The 25,800-nt window shown below is 64.8% G+C and carries 21 protein-coding genes and 8 tRNA genes; 17 read left to right on the top strand and 12 right to left on the bottom strand.

Annotated features, from left to right (window positions below; genetic code table 11):
- Positions 1 to 38 precede the first annotated feature (38 nt).
- The gene (locus BDW41_RS00765; protein WP_074547530.1) at positions 39 to 701 is read right to left on the bottom strand and encodes a DUF2076 family protein; all 663 of its coding nucleotides are present in this window, start codon (positions 699 to 701) and stop codon (positions 39 to 41) included.
- Between the two features lie 285 nt (positions 702 to 986).
- Between BDW41_RS00765 and BDW41_RS00760 the strand changes: the two genes are divergently transcribed.
- On the top strand, positions 987 to 1,874 hold the full coding sequence (locus BDW41_RS00760; protein ID WP_074547531.1) for an EamA family transporter: 888 nt from the start codon (positions 987 to 989) through the stop codon (positions 1,872 to 1,874).
- Positions 1,875 to 1,994: 120 nt separating this feature from the next.
- On the opposite strand, the gene BDW41_RS00755 is transcribed toward BDW41_RS00760, so the two are convergent.
- A tRNA-Ala gene (locus BDW41_RS00755) sits at positions 1,995 to 2,070 on the bottom strand.
- A gap of 59 nt (positions 2,071 to 2,129) precedes the next feature.
- The gene (gene rnd / locus BDW41_RS00750) at positions 2,130 to 3,248 is read right to left on the bottom strand and encodes a ribonuclease D (protein ID WP_074547532.1); all 1,119 of its coding nucleotides are present in this window, start codon (positions 3,246 to 3,248) and stop codon (positions 2,130 to 2,132) included.
- A gap of 106 nt (positions 3,249 to 3,354) precedes the next feature.
- On the opposite strand from rnd, the gene BDW41_RS00745 reads away from it, so the two are divergent.
- The 10 genes from BDW41_RS00745 to BDW41_RS00700 all read left to right on the top strand — a co-directional run bounded on the left by BDW41_RS00745 (position 3,355) and on the right by BDW41_RS00700 (position 14,554).
- Positions 3,355 to 5,298, top strand: a complete 1,944-nt coding sequence (locus BDW41_RS00745) for a formylglycine-generating enzyme family protein (protein WP_074547533.1) — start codon at positions 3,355 to 3,357, stop codon at positions 5,296 to 5,298.
- A gap of 244 nt (positions 5,299 to 5,542) precedes the next feature.
- Positions 5,543 to 5,627, top strand: a tRNA-Leu gene (locus BDW41_RS00740).
- An 86-nt stretch (positions 5,628 to 5,713) separates the two neighbouring features.
- Positions 5,714 to 7,006 (top strand): trigger factor, encoded by a 1,293-nt coding sequence (gene tig / locus BDW41_RS00735; RefSeq protein ID WP_074547534.1) that lies wholly within the window; start codon positions 5,714 to 5,716, stop codon positions 7,004 to 7,006.
- A 38-nt stretch (positions 7,007 to 7,044) separates the two neighbouring features.
- The gene (gene clpP, locus BDW41_RS00730) at positions 7,045 to 7,674 is read left to right on the top strand and encodes an ATP-dependent Clp endopeptidase proteolytic subunit ClpP (protein WP_074547535.1); all 630 of its coding nucleotides are present in this window, start codon (positions 7,045 to 7,047) and stop codon (positions 7,672 to 7,674) included.
- A 106-nt stretch (positions 7,675 to 7,780) separates the two neighbouring features.
- Positions 7,781 to 9,076 (top strand): ATP-dependent Clp protease ATP-binding subunit ClpX, encoded by a 1,296-nt coding sequence (gene clpX / locus BDW41_RS00725; RefSeq protein ID WP_074547536.1) that lies wholly within the window; start codon positions 7,781 to 7,783, stop codon positions 9,074 to 9,076.
- A gap of 174 nt (positions 9,077 to 9,250) precedes the next feature.
- Entirely contained in the window at positions 9,251 to 11,782 is a 2,532-nt protein-coding gene (gene lon / locus BDW41_RS00720; protein ID WP_074547537.1) for an endopeptidase La, read from the top strand.
- A 324-nt stretch (positions 11,783 to 12,106) separates the two neighbouring features.
- The gene (locus BDW41_RS00715) at positions 12,107 to 12,379 is read left to right on the top strand and encodes an HU family DNA-binding protein (RefSeq protein ID WP_019465590.1); all 273 of its coding nucleotides are present in this window, start codon (positions 12,107 to 12,109) and stop codon (positions 12,377 to 12,379) included.
- Between the two features lie 20 nt (positions 12,380 to 12,399).
- Positions 12,400 to 12,474, top strand: a tRNA-Val gene (locus BDW41_RS00710).
- Between the two features lie 9 nt (positions 12,475 to 12,483).
- A tRNA-Asp gene (locus BDW41_RS00705) sits at positions 12,484 to 12,560 on the top strand.
- Between the two features lie 89 nt (positions 12,561 to 12,649).
- On the top strand, positions 12,650 to 14,554 hold the full coding sequence (locus BDW41_RS00700) for a SurA N-terminal domain-containing protein (RefSeq protein ID WP_074547538.1): 1,905 nt from the start codon (positions 12,650 to 12,652) through the stop codon (positions 14,552 to 14,554).
- Positions 14,555 to 14,650: 96 nt separating this feature from the next.
- Here BDW41_RS00700 and BDW41_RS00695 read toward each other — a convergent pair whose 3' ends face one another.
- Both BDW41_RS00695 and gloB read right to left on the bottom strand, forming a co-directional pair.
- Positions 14,651 to 15,763 (bottom strand): transglycosylase SLT domain-containing protein, encoded by a 1,113-nt coding sequence (locus BDW41_RS00695; RefSeq protein WP_343125747.1) that lies wholly within the window; start codon positions 15,761 to 15,763, stop codon positions 14,651 to 14,653.
- Positions 15,764 to 15,900: 137 nt separating this feature from the next.
- The gene (gene gloB, locus BDW41_RS00690; protein ID WP_074547539.1) at positions 15,901 to 16,665 is read right to left on the bottom strand and encodes a hydroxyacylglutathione hydrolase; all 765 of its coding nucleotides are present in this window, start codon (positions 16,663 to 16,665) and stop codon (positions 15,901 to 15,903) included.
- A gap of 226 nt (positions 16,666 to 16,891) precedes the next feature.
- On the opposite strand from gloB, the gene BDW41_RS00685 reads away from it, so the two are divergent.
- Genes BDW41_RS00685 through dnaQ form a run of 3 tightly spaced genes read left to right on the top strand, consistent with a single transcriptional unit; the run spans position 16,892 to position 18,762 of the window.
- The gene (locus tag BDW41_RS00685) at positions 16,892 to 17,575 is read left to right on the top strand and encodes a methyltransferase domain-containing protein (RefSeq protein ID WP_074547540.1); all 684 of its coding nucleotides are present in this window, start codon (positions 16,892 to 16,894) and stop codon (positions 17,573 to 17,575) included.
- A 24-nt stretch (positions 17,576 to 17,599) separates the two neighbouring features.
- Complete coding sequence (gene rnhA, locus BDW41_RS00680) at positions 17,600 to 18,043, top strand: ribonuclease HI (RefSeq protein WP_074547675.1); 444 nt, start codon at positions 17,600 to 17,602, stop codon at positions 18,041 to 18,043.
- Positions 18,040 to 18,762 carry a DNA polymerase III subunit epsilon gene (dnaQ, locus tag BDW41_RS00675; protein ID WP_074547541.1) on the top strand — a complete coding sequence of 241 codons (723 nt, stop codon included), beginning with the start codon at positions 18,040 to 18,042 and terminating at the stop codon, positions 18,760 to 18,762. The genes rnhA and dnaQ overlap by 4 nt, the downstream gene beginning before the upstream one ends.
- 14 nt (positions 18,763 to 18,776) lie before the next feature.
- Here dnaQ and BDW41_RS00670 read toward each other — a convergent pair whose 3' ends face one another.
- From BDW41_RS00670 to lepB, 3 genes are all read right to left on the bottom strand, one after another.
- Entirely contained in the window at positions 18,777 to 19,478 is a 702-nt protein-coding gene (locus BDW41_RS00670) for a protein phosphatase 2C domain-containing protein (RefSeq protein ID WP_074547542.1), read from the bottom strand.
- A 290-nt stretch (positions 19,479 to 19,768) separates the two neighbouring features.
- Positions 19,769 to 19,858, bottom strand: a tRNA-Ser gene (locus tag BDW41_RS00665).
- A 98-nt stretch (positions 19,859 to 19,956) separates the two neighbouring features.
- Positions 19,957 to 20,631 (bottom strand): signal peptidase I, encoded by a 675-nt coding sequence (gene lepB, locus BDW41_RS00660; RefSeq protein WP_074547543.1) that lies wholly within the window; start codon positions 20,629 to 20,631, stop codon positions 19,957 to 19,959.
- Between the two features lie 144 nt (positions 20,632 to 20,775).
- On the opposite strand from lepB, the gene BDW41_RS00655 reads away from it, so the two are divergent.
- Positions 20,776 to 21,201, top strand: coding sequence for a nuclear transport factor 2 family protein (locus tag BDW41_RS00655; protein ID WP_158536958.1), 426 nt, complete (start codon positions 20,776 to 20,778; stop codon positions 21,199 to 21,201).
- 105 nt (positions 21,202 to 21,306) lie between these two features.
- Here BDW41_RS00655 and ppsA read toward each other — a convergent pair whose 3' ends face one another.
- A complete protein-coding gene (gene ppsA / locus BDW41_RS00650; protein WP_074547545.1) occupies positions 21,307 to 23,679 on the bottom strand; it encodes a phosphoenolpyruvate synthase in 2,373 nt (790 codons plus the stop codon).
- 234 nt (positions 23,680 to 23,913) lie between these two features.
- On the opposite strand from ppsA, the gene BDW41_RS00645 reads away from it, so the two are divergent.
- Positions 23,914 to 24,729: a pyruvate, water dikinase regulatory protein gene (locus BDW41_RS00645; RefSeq protein WP_074547546.1), complete on the top strand. Its 816-nt coding sequence runs from the start codon at positions 23,914 to 23,916 to the stop codon at positions 24,727 to 24,729.
- Between the two features lie 17 nt (positions 24,730 to 24,746).
- Positions 24,747 to 25,259: a DUF1249 domain-containing protein gene (locus tag BDW41_RS00640; protein ID WP_074547547.1), complete on the top strand. Its 513-nt coding sequence runs from the start codon at positions 24,747 to 24,749 to the stop codon at positions 25,257 to 25,259.
- An 81-nt stretch (positions 25,260 to 25,340) separates the two neighbouring features.
- On the opposite strand, the gene BDW41_RS00635 is transcribed toward BDW41_RS00640, so the two are convergent.
- From BDW41_RS00635 to BDW41_RS00625, 3 genes are all read right to left on the bottom strand, one after another.
- A tRNA-Asp gene (locus BDW41_RS00635) sits at positions 25,341 to 25,417 on the bottom strand.
- Between the two features lie 91 nt (positions 25,418 to 25,508).
- Positions 25,509 to 25,584: transfer RNA gene (locus BDW41_RS00630), tRNA-Glu, on the bottom strand.
- An 11-nt stretch (positions 25,585 to 25,595) separates the two neighbouring features.
- Positions 25,596 to 25,671: transfer RNA gene (locus BDW41_RS00625), tRNA-Ala, on the bottom strand.
- Positions 25,672 to 25,800 lie beyond the last annotated feature (129 nt).

Here is a 25,800-nt window from a genome sequence, read left to right as displayed (position 1 = left end):
TGAAGGCGAGGCGTCCCGGCGTCAATACGTTGCTTGAATCAGGCCCAGTTGTTGTCGTCGAAGCCGCTGTCGTCAAAATCGCTCGACGAACTGAAATCGTCGTTCGAGGCGAAGTCGTCGCGGTTGCGGTCGTTGTCGAGGCGATCCTTGTCCCCGTCGTAGTACGTGTTGTTCTCGGTGATGTTCTCGACCACGGTGGGCTGCCCGCCACCAAGGAAGCCACCGCCATGGTGGCCACCCAGCAGATTCTCGATGCCGTCGAACAGGAACATGCCGCCCGCCACGCCTGCGGCGGTGGTTGCGGCCTGCGACAGGAAGCTGGGAGCCGCCGGCGCGGGCTGTGCCGGCGCGGCGCCGAACAGGCGATCACGCCAGCTGGGTGCCGGCTGTTGCGGCATGGGTTGCTGCGGCATCGGCGGAGGCACGGCGCCCCAGGCCGGGGATGGCGGCTTGCCGCCGAGGAAGCTGCCGCCACCCTGTTGCGAGGCGAGCTGCGCCTGAAGCTGCGCGATCTGCGCCTTCGCGCTGTCGAGCGCCTGCTGCTGGAGCAGGCTGCGCTGCACGAGCAGGTAGAGCGCGTCCGGCTGCGAGGCCAGGCGCTGGCGGATCAGCGCATCGGCCTGCGCGTCCTTGCCCACGCTGCCGGCAGCGACAAGGCGCTGGAGGAAATCTTCGAGTAGCTGTTGTTCCTGCGGGGTCATGACTGGCGAATCTCCAAGGGACGGCGAATGACGATCACTGTGGCGGCCGCGTTTTCCGGCATGCAGTGCCGGAAGTGTGACCTGCACGCGTGACATCAAGGGGCATGCCGCTGTCGTTTTCCTTGCAGTCAGCGAATGCGCAAGGTCTTTCGGTGTCGCATGGCGGCCGGCGCCTGCCTTGCTGACGGAATCTGTCAGCAATCGCGGTGTTGGAGCTGTGTGGGCAGTGGGCTTCGCAAATATCTGCAGGCATGATGTGCGCATCGTTCCATCGCGATTCCCCACATGTCCTCTCGTTCCCCGGTCGGCCCGGTCGCCTTGGCGATCGGCGCGTTGCTGGTCAGCATGGTGTCCTACCAGTGCGGCGCCTCGCTGGCGAAGCATCTGTTTCCCGCCGTGGGCGCGCAGGGCGCCACCGCGTATCGCCTGGGTCTCAGTGCGCTGATCCTGCTGCTGTGGCGGCGGCCATGGCGCCGGCTGGGGCAGCGGCCGAACTGGGCCGCGCTGTGGGCCTACGGGCTTTCCATGGGCGCCATGAACCTGGTGTTCTACATGTCGCTGCGAACGATTCCGCTGGGCATCGCCGTGGCCCTGGAATTCACCGGACCGCTGGCGCTGGCCATCTTCAGCTCACGCCGCCTGATCGATTTCGTGTGGATCGCCCTGGTGGTCGCAGGCTTGGCCTTGCTGCTGCCGCTGCATGGCGAGGTGCATGCGCTGGACCCCGTGGGCGTGGCGTATGCGCTGGCGGCTGGCCTTGGCTGGGCCCTGTACATCGTATTCGGCAAGAAGGCCGGCGAGGCGCACGGCGGGGACGCGGTGACCTGGGGCACGTCGATCGGCGCCTTACTGGTGATTCCCTTTGGTGTCGCGCACGCGGGCGCCACGCTGTTGTCGCCCGCGCTGCTGCCTTATGCGCTCGGCGTCGCGCTGCTCAGTTCGGCGCTGCCGTATTCGCTGGAAATGGTGGCATTGACCCGATTGCCCGCGCGCACGTTCAGTACCTTGCTGAGCCTGGAGCCGGCCGTGGCCGCCATGGCTGGCGTGGTGCTGCTGAGCGAGCGGCTGAGTGTGCTGCAGTGGCTGGCGATCGCCGCCATCATCGTGGCCGCCGCGGGAACGGCGCTGAGCGTGCGCCGCCCGGTGGTGAACGAGCCGCCGCTGGTGAACTGAGAGCGGGCTACTGGCGCGCTGCCTGTTCGATGTCGCGCGCGATCGGCAGCGATGCGGCCGCCCAAAACAAAACAGCGCTTCATGCCGGTGGCATCAAGCGCTGTTTGCGTGCTTAAGAAGTGGTGGAGCCAGGGAGGATCGAACTCCCGACCTCGTCATTGCGAACGACGCGCTCTCCCAGCTGAGCTATGGCCCCACATGAGCCGATGATATTAGCAGCGACCTCCGGCGTTCGCCAAGCCCCCAACATCTGACTCAGGGTAGCAGGCGGCTCAGTGGCTCGAACAGGATGGGGCGGCGCCAGCCTTCGAGGAATTCGGGCCACTCGGCGGTGACCACGTATTCCTCCAATACCTTGCGCGGACACAGCAGGCCGGCGGGCAGGTCCAGCTCGGCGGCACATTGGTCGACGCGGTCCTTCATGGCGGAAAGCGCGCGCTTGGCGTCGCCTTGCGGCGACTCCGGAATGGCTTCCGTGGCGGCCACCTCGTCCGCATCGACGGCCCGCTGCAGCACATCGAGCAATTCGGCGCGTTGCGGAGCGCGCAGGGCGCGTTGCCCGCGCGTGCGCTCGTCCAGTTCATTGGCCGAGCGTGGCGGCTGCTGCACCAGGCTCATGGCGGCGGCGTCTTCGAGCAGCCAGGGACGCGGACGGTCCAGCGTGCGCGCGGACTGGTCCCGCCACAGCAGCACGCGGCGAAGCAGGGCGCGTTGCTCGGGGCGCCAGTCGGCGGCGCTGCGGAAACCACGCTGCGGCTGCGGATCGCCCTCGCGATAGCAGGCGCGGCGCTTCAGGCGTTCGCAATCCTCCGCGTGCCAGGCCGCGCGGTCATGCTGCGCCAGCCGCTCGGCCAGTTGTTCGTGCACCGTCTTGAGATAGACCACATCCAGCGTGGCGTAGGCGCGCTGCGAGTCGGTCAGCGGACGTTGCAGCCAGTCGGAGCGGGTTTCGCCCTTGTCCAGTTCCGCGCCGGCCAGCTCGGCCACCAGGGCGCGATAGCTGATGCCCAGGCCCATGCCGACGAAGGCGGCGGCGATCTGCGTATCGAACAGCTGGCGCGGGCCGTGGGGCAGGAAAGGGGACAACGCTTCCAGGTCCTCGCTCGCGCTGTGCATCACGGTCACTGCGTGGCCATCGCCGATCAGCGGCTGCAGCGCATTGCCGATATCGAAAGCCAGCGGGTCGACCAGCGCGTAGCGCCCGTTCCATCCCAGCTGGATCAGCGCCAGCTGCGGATAGAACGTGTTCCGACGCATGAATTCGGTGTCGAAGCCCAGCGCCGCATCGTCCGGCAGTTGCGCCAGCCAGTCCTGCAGGTCGTCGCGCTGCTGAATCCACGCGGCGTCGGGCGCAAGGGAGGTTTCTTGTTGCATGCGTCTTCCTGGCGATGCAGGACATGTGCGTGTGCATTGTCCTGACATCGGTTTGTGCCTATGGTTTAGACCGCCACCATAGCAGGCCACCCAGGGACGCCCAAACATGCCGAGCAAGGAAACCGTACGACGACAGCGATCCTTCGGCGGTGCCGTGGGCGTCGTCGTGCTGGGGCTCGCACTCGTCTATCACTTCTTTCCGCGCGTGTTCCATGTCGAGCCATCGACCACGGCCACGCATCGCGCCATGAACCTGGGGCCGGCGAGTACGTCGGCGCCCGCGTTGTCCTCGCGCCCGCCCGAGCCGTCGGAAGTCGACGCCGGGCCGCCGCTGACACTGGCGCCCACGGACGTGGTGGTGGCGCGCCTGAGCAAGAAGAACACCAACCTTCCCGAGCAGCTGAGCGCGGATACGCCCGAGGTCGAGGCGCTGATCGCCCGCGCCGAAAAGGCACTCAAGGCCGGGCAACTGGCGGGCGATCCGAACAGCGCGGCGGCGTTGTTCGCGCAGGCGCTCAAGGACAAGCCCGATAGCCGACGCGCGGCGCAGGGCTTGTTCGAAGTGCGCGCGCGCCTGGTCGCGGAGATCAATCAGGATGTGGCCGTGGGCGACGCCGATTCGGCCAGCGATCTGCTCGATACGCTCAAGCAGATTCCGGAATCCACGGATGACGTGAACCAGCTACAGGGCAAGCTGAAGGTACTCGCCCAGGTGCGCCCGCTGCTTGCCAAGGCGGCGACCTTGCTGCAGCAGGGCCATGCCGATCAGCCGGCCGGCAACAATGCCCTGGAACTCTACCGGCAGGTGCAGCAGTTGGACCCGGACAACGCCGTTGCCGCCCAGGGCACGCTGCAGGTGCAGCGCGCCATTCTCGATCGCGCGCTGGCGGCGGTGGCCCAGAACGACTTCAAGGCGGCCGACCAGGCACTGACCGAGGCGGCGCAGGTGGCGCCCGATTCGCAGGCCTTGCGCGACGTGCATGGCCGCGTCGACAGCATGCGTCAGGCGCGCGCCACCGGCTTGCTTGCCCAGGCGCGTTCGGCGCTGGACGCCGGCAACCTCGCGCTGGCGCAGCAGCTGGCGGACCAGGCCAAGGCGATCAGTCCGGACTTGGCCGGCCTCAACGAATTCGCCGAGCGGCTGACCAATGCGCGCCTGTACGCGAGCTACAAGCCGGGGCAGATCTTCACCGATCGCTTCGTCGATATTCCCGGGCAGACGCCATCCATGGTGGTCGTGCCCACCGGCAGCTTCCAGATGGGCGCGCCCGATAACGAAACCGGACGCGAGGACGCCGAGACGCCGCAGCACGAGGTCACCATCGCCAAGGGCTTTGCGCTGTCCCGCACGGCCATCACCGTGGGGCAGTTCCGCGAGTTCGTCCGCGCCAGCGGCTATCAGCCGGACTCGGTGAAGCTGGGCGGCGCCAGTGTCTACGACGAAAGCACCGGCGCCATGCGCGACGACACCAGCGCCACCTGGCAGGACGATTACGCCGGCAAGAGCGCCGACAGCCGGCTGCCGGTGGTGAACGTGTCCTGGGGCGACGCCAAGGCCTACGTCGACTGGTTGAGCCAGCGCACCGGCAAGACCTACCGCCTGCCCAGCGAGGCGGAATTCGAGTACGCCCTGCGCGCGGGGACCACTTCCCGCTATTGGTGGGGTGACGGTGCACCGACCGGCAAGGTGGAAAATCTCACAGGGTCCGGAGACCGCTCGCCCAGCGGCCGCCGCTGGAGCAACGCCTTCCAAGGCTATCGCGATGGTTATTGGGGACCGGCGCCGGTCATGAGTTTTGCCGCCAACGGGTTCGGGCTGTACGACATCGACGGCAATGTCTCCGAATGGGTGCAGGACTGCTGGCACGACAGCTACCTGCGCGCCCCGCGCGATGGCAGCGCCTGGGTCAACCCGGGCTGTGGCGTTCGCGTGGTCCGCGGCGGCTCCTGGGGCAGTTCGCCGGACCAGGTGCGCTCGGCCTACCGCCAGGGCGCCGACGCGAGCGTGCGCAGCGGGCGCGTGGGTTTCCGCGTGCTGCGGGAGCTTTGACGGCGGGCGGAAGGTCGTTTCCAGGGAGGCAGTGCGGTGACGCCGGGATCGCTGGCTGGCCATCGTTCCCCGCTTGTGCTGCCGCCCACCGGAACCGTAAAATGACCCGCTTTCGTGTAAGGGAATCATCGACTTAGGGGCGGGGTGCCCGGAAGCTGGCGGGGCGGGGCATGCGGATCTTTTTGGTCTGCTTATTTCCTTGTAAAACCGTGGCTTACGATCACTTCTTCTCAAGCGTTCTGATGCGAAAGTGGCGGAATTGGTAGACGCACTGGATTTAGGTTCCAGCGGGTAACCCCGTGAGGGTTCGAGTCCCTCCTTTCGCACCATCCCTTTGATTTTTCTTTATCTGAAGGCGGCCCGGAGCCGCCAGGCGCCTTTGACGGGCGCCCTTACCGGTACACCAGGAGACGTCATGCAGGTTTCGGTTGAAAACGTCGGCAAGCTCGAGCGCAAGCTCACGGTGAAGTTCCCGGCGGAGCGTTTCGAGTCGCAGGTGAGCGCCCGCATCGCCGAAATGGGTCGCACGGTGCGCCTCAAGGGCTTCCGCCCGGGCAAGGTGCCGACCGCGGTGATTCAGCAGCGCTTCGGTGACCAGGTGCGTGGCGAAGTGCTCTCCGACCTGATCGGCAGCACGCTGCGCGAAGCCGTCAACCAGGAAAACCTGCGTCCGATCGCCAACCCGGCCATCGACACCACCGGCCGCCCGGAAAACGGTGAAATCGCCTACACCGCCACGTTCGAAGTGATGCCGGAGTTCCCGGAAATCGACGTCGCCAAGCTCGAGATCAGCCGCCCGGTGGCCGAAGTCACCGATGCCGACATCGAGAAGATGATCGAAACCCTGCGCCTGCAGCGCCGCAGCTTCGACCCGGTCGAGCGCGCCTCGGCCGAGGGCGACTTCGTGATGTTCGAATACTCCGCCCAGGCGGGCGACTACCGCTTCCCGGCCGAAGGCCTGGAGCGCGCCGGCAGCGTGCTCGGCTCGGGCAACCTGTTCAAGGCGCTGGACGACGTGCTGACCGGCCGCAAGGCCGATGACGAGTTCGACGCCGACGTCGAGTTCCCGGCTGACTTCCGCAACGAGAGCCTGGCCGGCAAGACCGCCCAGTGCCATTTCAAGATCATCAAGGTGCAGGAGCCGAAGCTGCCGGAAGTGGACGCCGAGTTCGCCCAGCTGTTCGGCATCGCCGACGGTGACCTGGAGAAGTTCCGCAAGGAAGTGCGCGCCAACCTCGAGCGCGAACTGAAGGCCACCCTGATGGCCCGCCTGAAGTCCGAAGTGGCCGAGAAGCTCGCCAACGCCCACCCGGACCTGGACGTGCCGAACGTGATGGTGCAGTCCGAGGCCCACGCGCTGGCGCAGGGCAGCATCCCGCGTGGCCAGCAGGTGCCGCCGCAGCTGATCGACGCCGCCACCCCGGTCGCTCGCAAGCGCGTCATCGCCGGTCTGCTGATGGGTGAGATCGCCCGCAAGCAGTCGCTGGCCATCGACCGCAGCCGCATCGCCGAGCAGCTGGCCGCCATCGCCTCGACCTACGAGGAGCCGGAGAAGGTTGTTGAACTTTACAACCGCGACCCCCAATTGATGTCCGGGCTGCAGAATCGCGTCATGGAAGACCAGGTGGCAGAGTGGGTGGCCGATCACGCCAACACCACGGTGCAGAACCTGGGCTTCGACGAGGTGATGCGCCCGGTCAGCGCCTGAGGCATCCTTCAGGCCAATCAACCGGAGAGCGACAAAGCATGGCCATGGACCCGATCCAGAACCTCAACCTGGTACCGATCGTCGTCGAGCAGACCGCCCGCGGCGAACGTTCGTACGACATCTATTCGCGCCTCCTGAAGGAGCGCGTGATCTTCCTCGTGGGCGAGGTGAACGATCAGGTCGCCAACCTGCTGGTCGCGCAGATGCTGTTCCTTGAATCGGAAAACCCGGACAAGGACATCCATCTGTACATCAACAGCCCGGGCGGTGCCGTCACCGCCGGGCTGGCGATCTACGACACCATGCAGTTCATCAAGCCCGACGTCAGCACCATGTGCATTGGCCAGGCCTGCAGCGCCGCCTCGCTGCTGCTGATGGCCGGCGCCAAGGGCAAGCGTTACTCGCTGCCCAATTCGCGCGTGATGATCCACCAGCCCTCGGGCGGCGCCCGTGGCCAGGCCACCGACATCGAGATCCAGGCCCAGGAAATCCTGTACCTGCGCCGCCGCCTGAACGATATCTACGTTCAGCATACCGGCCAGCCCCTGGACAAGATCGAGCGGGACATGGAGCGCGACCGCTTCATGAGCGCCGAGGCCGCCAAGGAATACGGCCTGATTGACCAGGTTCTGGACCGCCGCGCCGTCGAGACGGTGAAATCGGCCTGATTTCAGGCATTTGGTCCCGGGTTTGCAAGTCGTTCCGCGTCTGGCTGCAGACGCGGAACGCTGTGCTATTCTCAAACTGCAATCGATTTACTAGCAGGATCCAGGCATGAGCGACGACCGTCAGGGCCGTTCCAACGACAGCGGCAAGATTCTCTACTGCTCCTTCTGCGGCAAGAGCCAGCATGAAGTGCGCAAGCTGATCGCGGGTCCGTCCGTGTTCATCTGCGACGAATGCGTAGAGCTGTGCAACGACATCATCCGCGAGGAGCTGGAGGAGAAGGCCGCCTCCGGGCGCAGCCAGCTGCCCAAGCCCCGCGAGATCATGGAAACGCTCGACCAGTACGTGGTCGGCCAGACGCGCGCCAAGAAGGCGCTCGCGGTGGCCGTGTACAACCACTACAAGCGCATGGAATCGCGCCAGAAGAGCGATGACGTCGAGCTCGGCAAGTCCAACATCCTCCTGATCGGCCCGACCGGCTCGGGCAAGACGCTGCTGGCCGAAACGCTGGCGCGCCTGCTCAACGTGCCGTTCACCATCGCCGACGCCACTACGCTGACCGAAGCCGGCTATGTGGGCGAGGACGTGGAAAACATCATCCAGAAGCTGCTGCAGAAGTGCGACTACGACGTCGACAAGGCGCAGTCGGGTATCGTGTACATCGACGAAATCGACAAGATCTCGCGCAAGAGCGAGAACCCGTCGATCACCCGCGACGTGTCCGGCGAAGGCGTGCAGCAGGCCTTGCTCAAGCTCATCGAGGGCACGCTCGCCTCGGTGCCGCCGCAGGGCGGTCGCAAGCATCCGCAGCAGGAATTCCTGCAGGTGGACACCAAGAACATCCTGTTCATCTGCGGCGGCGCATTCGCGGGCCTGGAAAAGGTGATCCAGCAGCGTTCCGAGACCGTCGGCATCGGCTTCTCCGCCGAGGTCCGCAGCAAGGAGCGCAAGGAAAACCTGGGCAAGCTGCTCGCCGACGTCGAGCCGTCGGATCTGGTGCGTTACGGCCTGATCCCCGAGTTCGTCGGCCGTCTGCCGGTGGTGGCCACGCTCGATGAGCTCGACGAGCCGGCGCTGGTGAAGATCCTCACCGAGCCCAAGAACGCCGTCACCAAGCAGTTCAAGAAGCTGTTCGAGATGGAAGGCGTGGAGCTGGAGTTCCGCCCGGAGGCGCTGCAGGCGATCGCCCGCAAGGCGCTCAAGCGCAAGACCGGCGCCCGTGGCCTGCGCACCATCCTGGAGCAGGTGCTGCTGGACACCATGTACGAGTTGCCGTCGCTGGAACACGTCAGCAAGGTCGTGGTGGACGACGCCGTGATCGAGGGCCAGGCCGAGCCGTACCTCATCTATCGCGGCAACCTCAAGCAGCCGCGTGCGGCAGGCGAGGGTGGCGACGCCGCCTGAGCGGTTCATGCGCCCCAAGTGACTTGAATGGCCCCGGCAGAAATGCCGGGGCCATTTTGTTTGCGTGGCGGTTCATGCACTTGAGTGCGCACCCAGGAACCACCACTTGACGTACAGACGCACCCGGCGCAGTGTCGGGCGCAAAGACGAATTCATCACAAGAGATTCTCTTCGATGGCAAAGACCGCCCCCAATCCCCAGACCGCTGGAGCCACGCTGGACGCCCTGCCGGTGTTGCCACTGCGTGACGTGGTGGTGTATCCCCACATGGTCATTCCGCTGTTCGTTGGGCGCGACAAGTCCATGCGTGCGCTCGAGCGCGCGATGGAGGGCGAGCGCCAGATCCTGCTGGTGGCGCAAAAGAGCCCGGATATCGACGACCCCAAGATCGGCGACCTGCATGAAATCGGCACGGTCGCTGGCGTGCTCCAGCTGCTGAAGCTGCCCGACGGCACCGTGAAGGTGCTGGTCGAAGGCCAGGCGCGCGTGCAGATCGAGAAATACGACGAAGAGGGCGGCATGCTGACCGCCACCTCGCGCATCATCGAGCCGGTCTACAGCACGAAGGAGCGCGAACTCGACGTGGTGTCGCGCACGCTCGTGTCCCTGTTCGAGCAGTTGGTCAAGCAGAGCCGCAAGCTGCCGCCGGAAGTGCTGGCGACGCTGTCGGGCATTGATGATCCCTCGCGCGTGGCCGACTCCATTGCTGCGCATCTGTCCGTGCGCATGGCCGACAAGCAGAAGGTGCTGGAGACGGCCGACGTCGGCCAGCGCCTTGAGCTGCTGATCGGCCTCGTCGATGGCGAGATGGACCTGCAGCAGGTGGAAAAGCGCATCCGCGGCCGCGTGAAGTCGCAGATGGAAAAGAGCCAGCGCGAGTACTACCTCAACGAGCAGATGAAGGCCATCCAGAAGGAACTGGGCGAGGGCGAGGATGCCCCGAACGAGATCGAGGATCTGCAGAAGAAGATCGAGGCCGCCGGCATGCCCAAGCCGGTGCTGGCCAAGGCGCGGCAGGAATTCGGCAAGCTGCGCCAGATGTCGCCCATGTCGGCCGAAGCCACGGTGGTGCGCAACTACCTGGACTGGCTGGTGGGCGTTCCCTGGAAAAAGAAGAGCAAGGTCCGCAAGGATCTCCAGCTTGCCCAGGAAGTGCTGGACGCCGACCACTTTGGCCTGGAGAAGGTCAAGGAGCGCATCCTCGAGTACCTGGCGGTGCAGCAGCGCGTGAACACCATGCGCGGCCCCATCCTGTGCCTGGTGGGTCCGCCGGGCGTGGGCAAGACCTCGCTGGGTCAATCGATCGCCAAGGCGACCAACCGCAAATTCGTTCGCATGAGCCTGGGCGGCGTGCGCGACGAGGCCGAGATCCGTGGCCATCGCCGCACCTATATCGGCTCCATGCCGGGCCGCATCGTGCAGAACCTCAACAAGGTCGGCTCGAAGAACCCGCTGTTCGTGCTGGACGAGATCGACAAGATGTCGATGGACTTCCGCGGCGATCCGTCGTCGGCGTTACTCGAAGTGCTCGACCCTGAGCAGAACCACGCGTTCAACGATCACTACCTGGAGGTCGACCTCGACCTGTCCGAGGTGATGTGGATTGCCACGGCCAACTCGCTGAACATCCCGGGCCCGCTGCTGGACCGCATGGAAGTCATCCGCATCCCGGGCTATACCGAGGATGAGAAGCTCAACATCGCCCAGAAGTACCTGCTGCCCAAGCAGCTGAAGGCCAATGGCCTGAAGCCGGAGGAGCTCAGCGTCGACGAGAGCGCCGTGCGCGACATCGTGCGTTACTACACGCGCGAATCGGGCGTACGCAACCTCGAGCGCGAAGTGTCCAAGATCTGCCGCAAGGTGGTGAAGGAGCTGGCGCTGGGTCAGGTCAAGAAGGGCGCCGTGGCCAAGAACCTCGCCAAGGGCGAGATCAAGAAGGCGGTTGCGGCCGTAAAGACGGCCAAATCCAAGTCGAAGGCGCCCGGTCGCGTGGTGGTCGATTCGGAGAATCTGGAGCACTACCTGGGCGTGCGCCGCTTCGACTTCGGCCGCAAGGAATTGCAGAACGAGGTTGGTTTGGTCACGGGCCTGGCCTGGACCCAGGTGGGCGGCGATCTGCTCAGCATCGAAGCCTCGGTGGTCCCTGGCAAGGGGCGTCTGGTGCACACCGGCCAGCTCGGCGACGTCATGAAGGAGTCGATCCAGGCGGCCTTGTCGGTGGTGCGTGCGCGGGCCGAACGGCTGGGTATCGAGGCGGATTTCCACGAGAAATACGACATCCATATCCATGTGCCGGAAGGTGCCACGCCCAAGGATGGCCCGAGTGCGGGTATCGCCATGTGCACGGCGCTGGTGTCGGCGCTGACCAAGGTGCCGGTGCGCTCCGAGGTCGCGATGACCGGCGAGATCACTCTGCGCGGTCGCGTGCTGCCCATCGGTGGCCTGAAGGAGAAACTGCTGGCGGCGCATCGCGGTGGCATCACCACGGTGATCATTCCGGATGAAAACAAGAAGGATCTGGCGGACATTCCGGAGAACATCACCGCTTCGCTGGACATCCATCCGGTGCGCTGGATCGACGAGGTGCTGGACATCGCGCTGGAGCGCGCGCTGCAGCCGCGTCAGGCCGGCGACGGCGACAAGCCGAAGGTCGACGCGCCGCGGGAAGAGTCGCAGGACCAGGAGCCGTACACGCGGCCTCACTGACCTGTGATGCAGTCCATGAAAACGGGCGGGCAACCGCCCGTTTTCGTATCCGGATCACAGCCGTGAAGGTCGTCGTCGCATAGCGTTTCAGCACGTACTTTGCAAGCGCTCCAAATCATGCTGAACCGCGCGAAGCCTTGGTATTGCTTGTCATTGCGGACCCTGGGGGGCACTGGTATAAAGGCGGCACCGCAGCCTGACGCCAAGCGAGATGCGCAGTGATGCGGGGTTGCTTGGTGATGTCCCGGTGCCTAGTCTCGAGGCGACGTCGCCTGGTCCCAGAATGACCACGCGGGCTGCATAACCGTTTAAGGGAGTGTCTCAATGAATAAAACCGATCTGATCAATGCCATTGCCGAGAAGGCCGAACTCACCAAGGCTGACGCCGGCCGTGCTCTCGAAGCGTTCTTCGAGACCGTGCAGAAGGCGCTGAAGAAGGGTGACGACGTGTCGGTGGTCGGCTTTGGCACCTTCACCGTGCGCAAGCGTGCGGCTCGTACCGGCCGTAACCCGCGCACCAACGAGACGATCAAGATCAAGGCCTCGAAGGTTCCGGCGTTCAAGGCTGGCAAGACCCTCAAGGATGCCCTAAACTAAGCGGCTACTTGCTTAGTTTCGGGTGCTTAGCTCAGCGGTAGAGCGTCGCCCTTACAAGGCGAGGGTCGTAGGTTCGATCCCTACAGCACCCACCAGAAATATGCGGAGCGGTAGTTCAGTCGGTTAGAATGCTGGCCTGTCACGCCGGAGGTCGCGGGTTCGAGTCCCGTCCGCTCCGCCACAGTTCGCAAGGGCGCCCGTGTGGCGCCCTTGCCATTTGAGTACCCCGCACTTTGGTGCACCGAACAACGAGAGCCCGGGAACATTTCCATGCTGCAGGCATTGCGTAACAAGCTTCACGGATGGCCTTCCATTGTCATTCTGGGCATTTGCGTTTTCGCTATCTCGTTCTTCGGCATCGAGTCGTACTTCGCCTCGCATACCGATACCTACGTGGCGATGGTTGGCAAGCACGAGATCAGCCAGCGCGACTTCCAGGACCGCATGAACGAGGCCCGCCGCGACGCCATGGCTCGCATGGGCGACCAGTTCGATGCCACGGAATTCGAGAAGCCGGAAACCAAGCGCCAGATCCTGGATCAGCTGATCAACGAGCAGCTGCTACGCCAGGCGAACGACGACTTGGGCATGAAGGTTTCCAGTGCCGACCTGCGCGATCGCATCTCCAGCCAGCAGGCCTTCCAGGTCAACGGCCAGTTCGATCCGGCCACGTACCGCGCCGTGCTGGCGACGCAGAACATGACGCCTGCGATGTTCGAGAACAGCCAGCGCGCCTCGCTTGAGCCATTCCTGCTGCCGCGCGCGATCATCGCCAGCACCGTCATCACCGACGCGGACATGGACCGCTACCTTGGCCTGCTGTACCAGCGCCGCGACCTGCGCTGGTTTGCGGTGCCGCGCCCCACGCTCACGGACACCACCGTCACCGATGCCCAGCTCGATGCCTACTACAAGGAGCATCAGGCCGATTTCATGAATCCGGAGCAGGTGTCGCTGAAGTACATCGAGGTCAATGGCGCCGATCTGAAGATCGACGCGCAGCCGAGCGAGGACGACCTGAAGAAGCGCTACGAGCAGGAAAAGCAGCGCTTCGTGCAGCCGGAGCAGCGCCTGGTGTCGCACATCCTGGTGAATGTGCCGAAGAACGCGACGCCGGACCAGCAGAAGGCTGCGCTCGCCAAGGCCGAGAAGATTGCCAGCGAGGCCACGCCCGAGAATTTCGCCAAGCTCGCCACCGAGGATTCGGACGACCTGGGCTCCAAGCGCTCTGGCGGTGACCTGGGTTGGCTGGAAAAGGGCGTGACGAACGCCGCATTCGACTCCGCATTGTTTGCCCTGCAGAAGGGCCAGATTTCCAAGCCGGTGCTGTCCGACGAGGGTTATCACGTGCTGTGGCTGCGCGACGTGCGCAGCGGCGATGCGAAGCCCTTCGCGGAAGTGCGCGACCAGATCGCGAAGGATTACACCTCGACCGAGCGCGACCGCCAGTACAACGAACTGGCCGGCAAGCTCACCGACCAGACCTATCAGAATCCCTCGACGCTGGATCCTGCCGCGCAGGAGCTGAAGCTGCCGGTCAAGACGACCGAGCTGTTCTCCCGCAAGGGTGGGGAGGGCATTCTCGCGAATCCGAAGCTGATCCAGGCGGCGTTCTCCGACGACGTGCTCACGCAGGGCAACAACTCGGGCCTGATTGACCTCGGGCAGGATCATGCCGTGGTGGTGCGCGTGGACAAGCACGTGCCGGCCGCCGCGCGTCCGCTGGCCGAAGTGAAGGATCAGGTGCGCCAGAAGATTCTCGATGAGCGCACGGCTGCCGAGGAGCAGAAGCACGCCGATGCCTTGCTGGCGCGCCTGCAGAAGGGCGAGGACATGCAGGCCGTGGCGAGCTCCGCCGGTGCGACCGTGCAGACCACGGCGGACGCCGTGCGCATGCAGCAGGGCGTGGCGCCCGAAGTGCTCCAGCAGGCCTTCCTGCTGCCGCATCCCGCTGGCGGCAAGGCCGAGTTTGCCCGCGTCGCCACCCATGACGGCAACTATGCGCTGGTGGCCGTGGACAAGGTCCAGGACGGCGACCTCAGCAAGATCACGGCCGAGCAGCGCAGCACGCTGCGTGACCAGATGGCCCAGGCTTACGGCATTCTCGCCACGCAGGGCTTCATCGATGCGCTGAAGGCCAAGACCGAGATCAAGATCGCTGCCGATCGCATGTGATCGGCAACGCCATCGGCAATGATGAAAAAGAAGGGCGGCCTTGGGCCGCCCTTCTTCGTTGGGTCGTGCGTGCCGGCCCGATGCGCCGGAACCGGGTCAGCCTGGCGCGCTCACCTTGAGGATCTGCCCCGGTTTGACGACGGCACCCTGCAAGTGATTCCAGAGCTCGAGTTGCTTGATGTCCACCGAATATCGGCGGGCAATGGACCACAGGCTCTCGCCAGACTTCACGGTATGGGTGCGCTTGCCGCCGCCATTCGACTTCGTCGGTGCGGAGCTGGCGTCGTCGCCATCGGCTGCGCTCAGTGCCGCGCCCAGGGGCGGTAGCGTTGCCGTGCCGGGTACGTTCTGCGTGCCGTTGTTGTTTTCGGCAAGCAGCGAATTTCGGAACTGCTGGACCTTGTTGCTGGGCAGCAGCAGATACGGCGATGCGTTGGTGTCCACCATGCCATTGCGGAATGCGGCATTGATGTCCTTCAGTTCATCCGTCGACATGCCGGCATGGCTGGCGGCGCGCGCGATGGGCATGGAGTTGTCGACGCTCACCGTGACCAGGCGTTGCTCCGAGGACAGGGTGGGCAGGCTGACGTTGAATCGACCCGGGTCGCGAATGACGCAGGCGATGGCCAGCAGCTTGACCAGATGCTCGCGCGTCACCGGCTTGACGGGCATTTTCGGAATCACCGGTTCGGCCGGCGGTGAACCGTGCTGGCTCACCACGCGCTTGATGCCGAACTCGCCGGCATTGAACGCGTAATCCACGAGTCGCCAGTCACCAAGGTCGTCGTGGTAACGGCTGAGTAGCGCCATGATGGCGTCGGTCGCGGCCGGCACGTCCATGCGGCCATCGAAATTCTTGTCGACGCGAATACCCATGGCATTGGCGGTCTGCGGCATGATCTGCCACATGCCAGCCGGCATGCCCTTGCTACCGGCGATGGGGCGGTACTGGCTTTCCACCCAAGGGATCAATGCAAATTCGCCGGCCACGTTGTGGCGCGCCGCCACCTGCTGCACGTAGGCGAGCCGCGGTGCCGCCGCGGCGAGCTGGTCCTCGAAACGCTCGGGATTGCTGGTGTAGCGGCGAGCCCACATCGTGATGCCCGGATCGGCATCGCAGTCGGCCATGGCGAAGCTGCTGCGCAGGTTCTGCCAGACGTTGCTGTCGTCGGCGGTATAGCTCGTCGCCGGCGCGGGCTGCGGGCGCACCGGCTGATTGGATGCGACCGGCTGCGGGGCCGGGGAGGGCGCAGGCGCCGGTGCCGGCTTCTGGGCAGGACCCGATGCGCATGCCGCCAGGAATATCGACGTGGCGAGGGGGAGCGGGCGTAAGCGGCGAGTGGTTTTCATCCGGTGAACACGTCCTTGCTGGCCCGCAGGGCGGCGAAGCGCGACACGCGATCGCCGTCTGCTCCTTGCTGCCGACTCCACGCAATGACCTCGTCGCTGTCGGTACGCAGAAACGGATTGGTGGCCTGCTCCACGAAAAGCGCCACGGGCAGGCTGGGCTTGTTGTTAGCGCGTAGCGCGGCCACTTCCTGCAGGCGCGCGGCGAGCGATGCGTTGGCAGGTTCGATGGTCTGCGCGAAGCGGCCGTTGGCAGCGGTGTATTCGTGCGCGCAGCACACCAGCGTATGGCTCGGCAACGATGCCAGGCGGTCGAGCGATGCCAGCATCTGCGCAGGCGTGCCTTCGAACAGTCGCCCGCAGCCCATGCTGAAAAGCGTGTCGCCGCAGAGCAGGACGCCTTCGCCGGCATAAGCGATGTGCGTGGTCGTGTGCCCGGGCACGGCCATGACGTCGAAGGTGGCGGCCGGTGTCGCCAGCTTCACCACGTCACCGTCGCCCACGCGATAGGTGGCCTTGCTGATCCGTTCGTCGTGCGGTGCATAGACCGGCACGCCGTGGCGGGACAGCAGTGCGTCCACGCCGCCGATATGGTCGTGGTGATGGTGCGTCAGCAGGATCGCGCGCAGCTGAAGCTGGCGCTGTGCAAGCGCTTCCTCGACGGGCTGCGCCTCGCCGGGATCGACGACGATGGCATGGCCTTCCTCGTCGTGCAGCAACCAGATGTAGTTGTCGGCAAGCGCCGGTAACGGTACGACGTGCAAGGAGTCGTCCTCCAGGGTTTCGTATCGACTGACGCAGGCCCTCTCCCTGGCTTGCGCGAAGTGGCTGACTATAAGCCGCTGGCGGACCTCACTCGTTATTGAGACGTTAATCGGCTGTAGGGATATTCAGACTTGAGGTGTCGGCCAACACCGAGCTGCGGACCAGGATACGTTGTAGGCGACCTCCCGTTACACTGTCGGCATCATGACGACCGGTCGGCCCTCCATGTCTCAGCGTGACCAAGACATCTACAGCAGCGCCCCGTTGCGCAACCTGCTGGCCGAGGAGACCGTGGCCCTTGCCCCGGGGCTGCAGCGCTGCAGCGGGCCTCATGCTCTCCTGATCAGTGCGGCGGCCAACGATACGCCTCCGGTACTGCCCTTGCTGGGCAATTGGACGCGTCTCAGCGTGGCCGCCAGGCAGTACGACGGCGACGTGAAGGCCCGGGTGGACGAGCCGCTTCCTTTTATCGACGACGCGTTTGACCTGGTGCTCCTGCGCCACGCCCTGGAAGTATCGGCCACGCCGCAGGACATGTTGGAAGAAGCCTCGCGCGTACTGGCGCCGGGCGGCGTCCTGGCGCTGACCGGCCTGCATCCGCTCAGCGCGTGGCTGCCATGGATGATGTGGCGCACGCGCGGCCATTCGCCGACCATGCATTCGCCGCTCCTGCTGGAGCGCTGGGTACGCAGGCGCGAGCTGGATATCGAGCGCATCGAACGCGTCGGTCGACTGTGGCCCAGCAGCCATGCCGGCATCGATGCCACGCATGCCTTCGGCGGCGGTTATCTGCTGATCGCGCGCAAGCGGCGCCGGATGGCCACGCCCATCCGTCTCAAGCCCAAGGCCCTGCCAGCCACGGTCAACGTGAGCCTGGCGCCGGGTGCCCGACGCAATGCGGCATCCTGATTTTTTGAATTGTTGATGGTGACGATGACTGAAGTGGAAGCTTTTACCGATGGCGCCTGCCTGGGCAATCCTGGGCCGGGTGGTTGGGCAGCTTTGCTGCGTGCGAAGGGCGGCGAGCGCATGCTCTCAGGCGGTGAGCCGGCCACTACCAATAATCGGATGGAACTGATGGCCGCCATCGCCGCGCTGGAAGCGCTGACGCGCCCCTGCAAGGTGGCGTTGACCACCGATTCGAAGTACGTCATGCAGGGCATCGAGCAGTGGGTGCCCAAGTGGCGCGCCAATGGCTGGAAAACGGCGGACAAGAAGCCGGTAAAGAACCAGGACCTGTGGGAGCGCCTGTCCAGCGCCACGCAAACGCATCAGGTGCGCTGGCATTGGGTGCGTGGCCACAACGGCCACGTGGAAAACGAGCGTGTGGACGTGGCGGCGCGCGAGCAGGCCGAGCAATTCAGGAGCAAGGCATGAGGCAGATCGTGCTGGATACCGAGACCACGGGTCTCGAAGTCCGTCAGGGCCATCGCCTGATCGAAATCGCATGCGTGGAGATGATCGAGCGTCGTCCCACCGGGCGTCACTATCAGACCTACCTCAACCCGGACCGGGCCATCGACGAAGGCGCGCGCCAGGTCACGGGCATCGAGGACGAGTTTCTGCTGGACAAGCCGCGCTTTGCGGACGTGGTGGAGGAGTTCCTCGCCTTTATCGATGGCGCGGAACTGATCATCCACAACGCCACGTTCGACGTGGGCTTCATCAACGCCGAGCTGGCCCGCTTGGGTGAGTCGTTCGGTCGACTGGAAGATCGCTGCAGCGTGCTGGACACGCTGGCGATGGCGCGCGAGCGCTATCCCGGCCAGCGCAACAGCCTGGACGCGCTGTGCAAGCGCCTGGGCGTCGACAACTCCGCGCGCGACCTGCACGGCGGCCTGATTGACGCGCAGCTGCTGGCGGACGTCTATATCGCGATGACGTCCGGCCAGGTCGTGCTCGATCTTGGTTTTGAGGGCGCGCAGGAGAAGGGCGTTGCCGTGACGCTTGCGCCGGTGGTGCTTGATCGTCGTCCGCGCGTGCTGCGCGCCGATGCCGACGAAACGGCGGCGCACGAAAAACGACTCGACGCCTTGGACAAGAGTGCGGGTGGTATTTGCGTGTGGCGCCGCGAAGAGGCGCCCGCCGTGCACTGAAGCGATGGCCCGGCTCAGTTGATCCGGGCCAGGATCACCGTGACGTTGTCGCTGCCGCCGCCATCAAGTGCGGCGAGCAGCAGATGCTCGGCGCTTTCCTGCGCGGAAAGATCCTGCCGCGACACGATGCTCGCAATGGACGCATCGCCGACTTCTTCGGTGAGCCCATCGCTGCAGAGCAGGAAGCGCATACCGTGCTCGAGCTTTCCGCGCGCCATGCCGATGTGCAACTGCTCCGCGGCGGTGATGCCCAGGGCCTGGGTAATGACATTGCGGTGCGGATGGCGTGCAGCCTGCGCCGGGTCGAGCGTGCCTGCTTCCACCAGTTCCTGCACGAGCGAATGGTCGTGGCTCACCTGGCGCAGTGTTTTTTGCCAGAGATACACGCGGCTGTCGCCAACCCATACCACTTCGTAACTGTCCGCGTGCAGGCGCAGCGCTGCGATGGTCGTGCCCATCGGGCGCGCATCGCGAAAGCCGCGGCTGTGCTGGATCAGCCGCTCGTCCGCCGCGCGCACAGCCTCGACGAGGCTGTGTCCGCGGGTGACGAGGTCGGCCACGGCATCGCGAACGAGCGCGGCAGCCACTTCGCCGTGCTGGTGCCCGCCCATGCCATCGGCAACGAGGAACAGGCCGAGCGAGGCATCGGCGTAGTAGGTGTCTTCATTGCGCGTACGGCGCAAACCGACGTGGGTTCCGTGTCCAAACTCGATCATGGGATGCCTGGTGTGGCGACGCGATGCGAGCATGACGGATAGGGGATGAATGCGTAAAGAAGAATAGGGTTTGGTTTGAAATAAAACACGGGAAAGGCGGGGTGCTGGCGCCGTGACGGGTGGGATTGTCGGGTCCATCCTTGGACCCGACCCCTCCGCGCTTGCGCGCTGCGGGGCCAGCCTTCGGCTGTCCAAATTTGCTCCTGCAAATTTGTCGAACCCGCGTGGGCTCTCACCCACCCTCTCCGCCAGAAAAGCAAAACGCCCCACGTGGGGGCGTTTTGCTTTTCTGGCGGAGAGGGTGGGATTCGAACCCACGGTACGCTTACACGTACGCCTGATTTCGAGTCAGGTACATTCGACCACTCTGCCACCTCTCCAAGATGGTGCGTGTGGTCCACGCGAGCCGGTAATTCTATGTGGTGCGAGGGGTGCTGGCAATGGGGGCGGGTGATTTTTGTCGCGGATGCCGGTGGAGCTAATGCAAGGCGGCGCCCCAGCGGTCCGCGCGGGGCAGGTAGTGGTTGCCGGGGTCGAGGGATAGGGCGACCCGCGTGGCGCGGCCGGTGATCTCGTTGCGGGGGAAGAAGCCGAAATAGCGTGAATCGGCACTGTGGTCGCGGTCGTCGCCAAGCAGCAGGTAGTGGCCGGCGGGCACGGTCACGGGGCCGAAGTCGTTGGTGTGGTCGCGGGTGGCGAGGGACCAGCGGACCGCATGCTGCACGGCGCCGGTGTCTTCGATGGCGTAGAGGGCCGGGTCTTCTCGGTCGGCACGAATGCCGCTGACCTGGATGGGGCGATAGCCGGCGGCCTTGCCGTTCACGTACAGGTGGTTCTGCACCAGGGCGATCTGATCGCCCGGCACGCCGATGACGCGTTTGACCAGGCGCTCGCCAGCGGCCTTCGAATCCAGCACCACGATGTCGCCGTGCTGCGGGTCGGCGCGGTGCAGTAGCGAGACGTGGGTGAAGGGCAGGCGGACGTCGTAGGCCGCCTTGTCGACCAGGATGCGGTCGCCGATCTCGATGGTCGGCTGCATGGAGCCGGTTGGGACGACATTCCAGTCAGCCACCGCGCTGCGGAACATGAACATGCAGAGCATGAAGGTGAGGAAGCCCCTGTTGTTCGCCAACAGCCTGGTGAGTCGTCGCATGGCGTGCTCCCGTAGGTCGATGATGAAAGTGGACCCTGCGCGTATCGCAAAGTTTCGCTGAGGCGAAAAGAGCAAGTCGTGAAACGCGCCGGCGGTGAGGCACAGGGAGACTGCGGGTACTCCCCAATGTGCCGCGGAGGCTTCATGAATCCGTCAACTGCCATGCTGTTGGGCCTCGCCATGGGCGCGATGGCCGATGTGCCGACCTCGCCCGAGTCCGTCGTGCGGGCGATGTTCGATGCCTTCAACCGTCACGACGCCGGGGCCATGGCAGGCCTCTACGCCAGCGATGCGCGGTTGTCGTCGTCGGACTTCTGTAGCCCAAGAGCAGGGCGGGCGGAGGTGATGCGGACCTATCGCGAATTGTTCGCTGCCTTTCCCGATATACGCGACGACATCGAGCAGGTGGTCGTTCAGGGAAATCAGGTGGCCGTGCGTTTTGTGGCAAGAAGCCAGGCAACAGGAAAGCCGCTGCGTTTGCCCATATCCACGTTTCTCACCGTGGAGCAGGGACGGATTGTTTCCGACGACAGCACGTTCGATACCAGCGGGCGTCCCTGCGTGCCTTGATCGCCTGGGCGACAAAAGGGCTATGTCGCTATCGCGATCGCCGGGCAAGAAAAAGGGCGGTGTCGCCACCGCCCTTTTGGGATCACACGCTGCTGCTGGAGCGACTCAGGCCGCCTTGCGCTTGGCCAGGCGCAGCCAGGTATCCACCACCGTATCCGGGTTGAGCGACACGGACTCGATACCCTGATCCATCAGCCATTCCGCCAGGTCCGGATGATCGGACGGGCCCTGGCCGCAGATGCCGACGTACTTGCCCTTCTCGCGGGCCGTCTTGATGGCGAGCGCGAGCAGCTTCTTCACCGCCGGGTCGCGTTCGTCGAACAGGTTGGCCACGATGCTGGAGTCGCGGTCCAGGCCCAGGGTGAGCTGGGTCAGGTCGTTGGAGCCGATGGAGAAACCGTCGAAGATCTCCAGGAACTCGTCGGCGAGCAGGGCATTGCTCGGCACTTCGCACATCATGATGACCTTCAGGCCGTGCTCGCCCTGCTTGAGGCCGTTCTTGCCCAGCACGTCGATGACCTTGCGGCCTTCGCCGAGCGTGCGCACGAACGGGATCATCACCCACACGTTGTCCAGGCCCATCACTTCGCGCACGCGCTTGACGGCCTTGCACTCCAGGCCGAACGACTCGGCGAAGCCCGGATCGACGTAGCGGCTGGCGCCGCGGTAGCCGATCATCGGGTTTTCTTCATGCGGCTCGTAGCGCGAGCCGCCGATGAGGCCGGCGTACTCGTTGGACTTGAAGTCGGACAGGCGCACGATCACCGGCTTGGGGTAGACCGAGGCGGCGATGGTGGCGATGCCTTCCGCCAGGCGGTCGACGTAGAACGACACCGGGTCGGCATAGCCGGCCATGCGCTCGTCGATCTTGCGCTTGGTCTCGGCATCCTGCTTGCCGTATTCCAGCAGTGCCTTCGGGTGCACGCCGATGTGGCTGGCGATGATCATTTCCAGGCGGGCCAGGCCGATGCCGGCGTTCGGCAGCATGCCGAAGTCGAAGGCGCGCTCGGGGTTGGCCACGTTCATCATGATCTTGAGCGGCGCTTCCGGCATGTCGCCGAGGTCGGCGGTCACGCGGTCGAACTTGAGCTGGCCTTCGTAGATCATGCCGGTGTCGCCCTCGGCGCAGGACACGGTGACTTCCGCGCCGTCCGGAATGGTGTCCAGCGCGTTGCCCGTGCCGACCACGGCCGGCACGCCCAGCTCACGGGCGATGATGGCGGCGTGGCAGGTGCGGCCGCCGCGGTTGGTGACAATGGCGGCGGCGCGCTTCATCACCGGCTCCCAGTCGGGGTCGGTCATGTCGGCGATCAGCACGTCGCCGGCCTGCACCTTGTTCATGTCGGCCAGCGAACGGATCACGCGGGCCTTGCCGGCGCCGATCTTCTGGCCGATGGCGCGACCCTCGGCCAGCACCTTGCCCTTTTCGTTGAGATGGAAGCGCTCCAGCTGCGTGGCGTGCGCGCGCGACTTCACCGTCTCCGGACGGGCCTGCACGATGTAGAGCTTGCCGGTGTTGCCGTCCTTCGCCCATTCGATGTCCATCGGGCGGCCGTAATGCTGCTCGATGATCAGCGCCTGCTTGGCCAGTTCCTGCACGTCTTCGTCGGTGATGCAGAAGCGGTTGCGCAGTTCGGCGGGCGTCTCCTCGATCTTCACGCGCTCGCCGGGCGCGCTGGAATACACCATGCGCTGCTGCTTGGCGCCGAGGCTGCGGCGCAGCACGGCCGGCTTGCCGGCCTTCAGCGTGGGCTTGAACACGTAGAACTCGTCGGGATTCACCGCGCCCTGCACGACCATTTCGCCCAGGCCGTAGGAGCCGGTGACGAACACCACGTCGCGGAAGCCCGACTCGGTGTCCAGCGTGAACAGCACGCCGGATGCGCCCACGTCGGAGCGCACCATCAGCTGCACGCCGGCGGAGAGGAACACGTCCTCGTGCTTGAAGCCCTGGTGCACGCGGTAGGCGATGGCGCGGTCGTTGTACAGCGAGGCGAAGACTTCCTTCACCTTGTGCAGCACGTCCTCGATGCCGACCACGTTGAGGAAGGTTTCCTGCTGGCCCGCGAAGGAGGCATCCGGCAGGTCTTCCGCGGTGGCGGAGGAGCGCACGGCCACGGCGATGTTCTCGGCGCCGGCGTCCTTGCAGAGCTTGGCGTAGGCGTCGCGGATGGCTTGGTCCAGGTCGGCCGGTAGCGGGGTCTCGGTGACCCACTCGCGGATTTCCTTGCCGGCGGTGGTGAGGGCGCTTACGTCGTCCACATCCAGCGAGGCGAGGCGCTGCTGGATGCGCTTGGCCACACCGCTCTTGTCGAGGTACTGCTGGAACGCGTCAGCGGTGGTCGCGAAGCCACCGGGCACCGACACGCCGAGTTTGGCGAGATTGCCGATCATCTCGCCGAGCGACGCATTCTTGCCGCCGACCTTGCCCAGGTCGGTCATGCGCAGCGTGTCGAGCCAAAGCACCAGGTCGTTCAAGGGAGTCTCCTCGAGAGCTCTTAGGTTTCGGAAACAGGTGTGTCCCGGTTTCTTCAAGAAAACGGGCTACAAAGAACTGGTATTGTCCGCTGCCGATGGTGCGTAGCACAAGAAGACCATTCGGGCGAAAACCCGCGCCAACTGCATACCAGTCAGCCGTGAGTCAAGCAAAGACAGGCTTTTCACCTTGAGCTAAGGTGTCAGGCAAGAACCCACAGGGACTTTGGAGTACCCATGCAGCGAACCGTTTTCTATATCTCCGATTCCACTGGTATTACCGCCGAGACAATCGGGAACAGCATTCTGGCGCAGTTTGAGGGCGTGCAGTTCGACAAGCACCGCCTGCCTTTCATCGATGACGCCCAGAAAGCCGAGGCCGCGGCCCTGCGCATCAAGACCCGCTACGCGCAGACTGGCGAGCGCCCCATCGTGGTCAACACCATGGCCTCGCGCGCCCTGTGCGAGATCGTGGCGGAGAGCGGGGCGCTGATGCTGGACGTGTTCGCGCCCTTTATCGGGCCGCTGGAAGAGGAACTCGGCGCCAAGCGCTCCGGCGCGGTGAACCGCTCGCACGGCCTGGTGGATTTCGACAAGTACGAGGCGCGCATCAACGCCACCAACTATGCCTTGTCCCACGACGACGGCATCGACGTGGACTATGCGCAGGCGGACCTGATCCTGGTGGGTGTGTCCCGCTCCGGCAAGACGCCGACCTGTCTCTACATGGCCTTGCATTACGGGGTGAGCGCCGCCAATTACCCCCTGACCGACGACGACCTGGACAAACTCGAACTGCCGGCGCGACTGCGCCCCTACAAGGATCGGCTGTTCGGTCTCACCATCGACCCGCAACGGCTGGCGCAGATCCGCGAACAGCGGCGCGCGGGCAGCCGTTATGCCACGCTGGAGCAATGCCGCTGGGAGCTGGCGCAGGCCGAGAAGCTGATGCGCCGCGAAAGCATTCCCAGCCTCAACACCACGCACGTCTCCATCGAGGAGATTGCGAGCAAGATCTTCGACCGCTTCGGAATCGAGCGGACCATGTTCTGAAGGAGCGAGTGCCGCCCATGAGTGCCGTACTGGACAGCCGCCAAGCCTTGTTGCCGGGACGCTTCGGCTTCCTGATGGGGCTTTATGCGGAGAACTACCATCGCTTGACCCGGCTGTTCGTTCCGCAGGAGCTGGGGCCGGGGTTCTACGTGTCCAGCGTCGACGACGGATTGGACGTGCGGCTGCAGGTGCAGGAGCGGCACCCGTACACGCTGGAGCTGGAACTCACCTACAACTTCGTCGACGCGCATACGGGGCAGCCCTCGCCATCGGCACAGTTGCGCATGTACACCGACGCGCACGTGGCCGAGGCCCTGCATTGCCATCCGGGGCGCCATCTGTGGCAGGTGCTGGGCCCGTTTCCGCCGGCCCACACCGTGCTGCAGCACCGGTTGCGCATGAACGGGTTTCTTTCGCGCTGGCTGGAATACCTGGCGGAGCAGGGGCATTCCAAGGGAACGCTGGAGCGGCTGGAAGATCACCAGTCGCCGGACGAGGCGCTGCGAGGGCCGATGGGCGAGCCGCTCTAGACCAGGATGTTGCCCGGGTGGGTTGGCTGGTTGCTTTTCTTCAGGCAACAAAAAACCCGCCATAGGCGGGTCCTTCGTAAGTGGCGGAGCGGACGGGACTCGAACCCGCGACCTCCGGCGTGACAGGCCAGCATTCTAACCGACTGAACTACCGCTCCACACGTTTACAACTTCCAGTACTTCTACCAAACCAGACTACATCCATGTCCACTCAAGGCCGCTTCGCCGGAACCCGGTTTGGCGTTAGAGTGGCGTCCCCACGGGGATTCGAACCCCGGTCGCCACCGTGAAAGGGTGATGTCCTAGGCCTCTAGACGATGGGGACGTATCTAAATTTGGTGGAGCCAGGCGGGATCGAACCGCCGACCTCCTGCATGCCATGCAGGCGCTCTCCCAGCTGAGCTATGGCCCCGAAGTGCCTCTGGAAGCCCGAAAGAATAGATAGGGTTTGCGATTTCGTCAAGCGCTCGTTGTGAATTTCTTTCAACTTTTTTTCACGAATGAATCACAACAGATAGTTACGTGAGGTCGGGCGCGGCGG

It is taken from the genome of Dyella sp. AtDHG13, assembly GCF_003201105.1.
Classification (GTDB): Bacteria; Pseudomonadota; Gammaproteobacteria; order Xanthomonadales; family Rhodanobacteraceae; genus Dyella; species Dyella jiangningensis_B.
The sequence above is the reverse complement of the archived record's forward strand: the minus strand, read 5'-3'. Positions and strand labels throughout refer to the sequence as shown.

Bases quoted from the DNA above. Each gene is read 5' to 3' on its own strand.
- BDW41_RS00765 (WP_074547530.1), bottom strand. From the start codon at position 701: ATGACCCCGCAGGAACAACAGCTACTCGAAGATTTCCTCCAGCGCCTT.
- BDW41_RS00760 (WP_074547531.1), top strand. From the start codon at position 987: ATGTCCTCTCGTTCCCCGGTCGGCCCGGTCGCCTTGGCGATCGGCGCG.
- rnd (WP_074547532.1), bottom strand. From the start codon at position 3,248: ATGCAACAAGAAACCTCCCTTGCGCCCGACGCCGCGTGGATTCAGCAG.
- BDW41_RS00745 (WP_074547533.1), top strand. From the start codon at position 3,355: ATGCCGAGCAAGGAAACCGTACGACGACAGCGATCCTTCGGCGGTGCC.
- tig (WP_074547534.1), top strand. From the start codon at position 5,714: ATGCAGGTTTCGGTTGAAAACGTCGGCAAGCTCGAGCGCAAGCTCACG.
- clpP (WP_074547535.1), top strand. From the start codon at position 7,045: ATGGCCATGGACCCGATCCAGAACCTCAACCTGGTACCGATCGTCGTC.
- clpX (WP_074547536.1), top strand. From the start codon at position 7,781: ATGAGCGACGACCGTCAGGGCCGTTCCAACGACAGCGGCAAGATTCTC.
- lon (WP_074547537.1), top strand. From the start codon at position 9,251: ATGGCAAAGACCGCCCCCAATCCCCAGACCGCTGGAGCCACGCTGGAC.
- BDW41_RS00715 (WP_019465590.1), top strand. From the start codon at position 12,107: ATGAATAAAACCGATCTGATCAATGCCATTGCCGAGAAGGCCGAACTC.
- BDW41_RS00700 (WP_074547538.1), top strand. From the start codon at position 12,650: ATGCTGCAGGCATTGCGTAACAAGCTTCACGGATGGCCTTCCATTGTC.
- BDW41_RS00685 (WP_074547540.1), top strand. From the start codon at position 16,892: ATGTCTCAGCGTGACCAAGACATCTACAGCAGCGCCCCGTTGCGCAAC.
- rnhA (WP_074547675.1), top strand. From the start codon at position 17,600: ATGACTGAAGTGGAAGCTTTTACCGATGGCGCCTGCCTGGGCAATCCT.
- dnaQ (WP_074547541.1), top strand. From the start codon at position 18,040: ATGAGGCAGATCGTGCTGGATACCGAGACCACGGGTCTCGAAGTCCGT.
- BDW41_RS00670 (WP_074547542.1), bottom strand. From the start codon at position 19,478: ATGATCGAGTTTGGACACGGAACCCACGTCGGTTTGCGCCGTACGCGC.
- lepB (WP_074547543.1), bottom strand. From the start codon at position 20,631: ATGCGACGACTCACCAGGCTGTTGGCGAACAACAGGGGCTTCCTCACC.
- BDW41_RS00655 (WP_158536958.1), top strand. From the start codon at position 20,776: ATGAATCCGTCAACTGCCATGCTGTTGGGCCTCGCCATGGGCGCGATG.
- BDW41_RS00645 (WP_074547546.1), top strand. From the start codon at position 23,914: ATGCAGCGAACCGTTTTCTATATCTCCGATTCCACTGGTATTACCGCC.
- BDW41_RS00640 (WP_074547547.1), top strand. From the start codon at position 24,747: ATGAGTGCCGTACTGGACAGCCGCCAAGCCTTGTTGCCGGGACGCTTC.